This window comes from Bacillus sp. JJ1474 (assembly GCF_036965225.1).
Taxonomy (GTDB): Bacteria; Bacillota; Bacilli; order Bacillales; family Cytobacillaceae; genus Cytobacillus.
Map to the genome: position 1 here is coordinate 1 of NZ_JBALPC010000256.1, position 1,681 is coordinate 1,681.

2 protein-coding genes and 1 pseudogene are annotated in these 1,681 nt (G+C 35.3%); 2 read left to right on the top strand and 1 reads right to left on the bottom strand.

The window, feature by feature from the left end:
- Positions 1 to 177: 177 nt before the first annotated feature.
- Both V7164_RS23775 and V7164_RS23780 read left to right on the top strand, forming a co-directional pair.
- Positions 178 to 996 carry a CPBP family intramembrane glutamic endopeptidase gene (locus V7164_RS23775; protein ID WP_335355432.1) on the top strand — a complete coding sequence of 273 codons (819 nt, stop codon included), beginning with the start codon at positions 178 to 180 and terminating at the stop codon, positions 994 to 996.
- 36 nt (positions 997 to 1,032) lie between these two features.
- Positions 1,033 to 1,320, top strand: coding sequence for a HesB/YadR/YfhF family protein (locus V7164_RS23780; RefSeq protein WP_335355433.1), 288 nt, complete (start codon positions 1,033 to 1,035; stop codon positions 1,318 to 1,320).
- A gap of 63 nt (positions 1,321 to 1,383) precedes the next feature.
- On the opposite strand, the pseudogene V7164_RS23785 reads toward V7164_RS23780, so the two are convergent.
- A pseudogene (locus V7164_RS23785) lies at positions 1,384 to 1,571 on the bottom strand (IS3 family transposase); the annotation flags it as partial.
- Between the last annotated feature and the right edge of the window lie 110 nt (positions 1,572 to 1,681).

The window sequence follows — 1,681 nt, forward strand, 5'->3', positions numbered from 1 at the left end:
TTAGTCTGTGTTCCTAAATCCGGGCCTTTACGGGCTGTTGATCCCCCACTTAGAAATTTTTGCTTTACTCAACTTCTTAAAGTGCGGGTCTTACAGCCCGTTAATCTGCGATAATTCTATTTCTTTTAGAAAGAAAGTGCTAAAATAAAGTGAATGATTCTGGAGAGGATGACCACATTGGTTGTATTGAATAAGCTTTCATTAGCACATAAATACGGACAGCTTTTTTTGTTTGTCGTCATCATGATCCTTACACAGCATAAACTATTTATCTTTTCCTATGCTCTTTTGTTAGCGATGATTATATATTTGACGATTGTCGCAAATCAAAGTCGCGTTTTTGTCTGGGTTTTGGCCGCATATACGATTGGGTATTTAGTTTTATTATATGGCGATCGACTAATTGAAGAATTACCATTAAATATAAGTTCAATTATGATCATAAATCGTTCACTCCTATTATTCCCGATCCTTTTTATGGTCTATGTTATTAAGAAGTTTAAAAAGAATTGGAACCTTTATGGCTTGAAGCCTAATTGGATGGCAACCATTTCATTTCCATTTATATGGAGCGGATTCCACACTGTTACAATTAGAGTCTTTTTATTGATTGCCTTATGTATTAATCTAGCAGCATTTATTCCCTTCCTGTCTTTAACAAAATTTAATTTTGGAGACCCTAACTTCTTACTGTTTATCATCCTTTTTTCGATCATAAATGGTACACTGGAAGAAATCCTTTGGAGAGGAATCGTCTTAACTAGACTAGTAGATTTGGCAGGTGAAAAAGCTGCGGTTCTCTTTTCGGGATTAGGCTTTGGCTTATCACATCTTGCCTTTGGATACTCATGGTGGCTATGTTTACTTTTTGCATTAGGCGGTATTTTCTATGCTGGTATTACCATTCGTTCAGGAAGCATTCTTCCCGCCATCATCTGGCATATTATATTCAATGTATTCATGATTTTAAGCGGAATTATTACGTATATAGGATAATGAACAGCCAAAGATAGTATGAAGGAGGATTTCATGATGAAAATACATATTAGCGATGAGGCTGCGGCTTGGTATGAAGATGAAATGTTTTTAAACAAAGGCGATTATGTTCGTTTTTTTGCACGCTATGGCGGATGCAGTACGGTACAACAAGGATTTTCATTAGGTATCTCAAAGGATGAGCCCGTTAATGCGGGTGCTGAAACTACAAAGAATGGAATTACCTATTTTATTGAAGAAAAAGATATTTGGTATTTTGACAATCATGATTTGCATGTGGAATATAATAATAAAGCGAAAGAGCCCGATTATAAGTATCTATAAAAAAAACCTTTTCATTCACCTAATTTTTGAAGTGGCCCCTAAAAGTTAGACACGGTTATTTCATTAGGCGTCGAGTTTGGTATGAGTTCGATATTGTATCGGATTCATGCCTTTTAATTTTGCCTTAATGCGTTTTGTGTATTTTAATACATTATGTACTTTTCCAGCTCGCTTTTAAAATGCTCCACACTCTCAAACTCTTTTATATAGAGAAACTATGTCTTCATAATCCCGAAGACTTCAATTATTAGCTTTGGCTTTTTCGTTACTCCATTAAAGTGCCCAATTGTTGAATAGTGGAAAATGAGAAAAAGCTGCAAAAATAACACCTTAGTTATTGTGCTAAAGCCCCCGTTCGTAA

Bases quoted from the DNA above. Each gene is read 5' to 3' on its own strand.
- V7164_RS23780 (WP_335355433.1), top strand. From the start codon at position 1,033: ATGAAAATACATATTAGCGATGAGGCTGCGGCTTGGTATGAAGATGAA.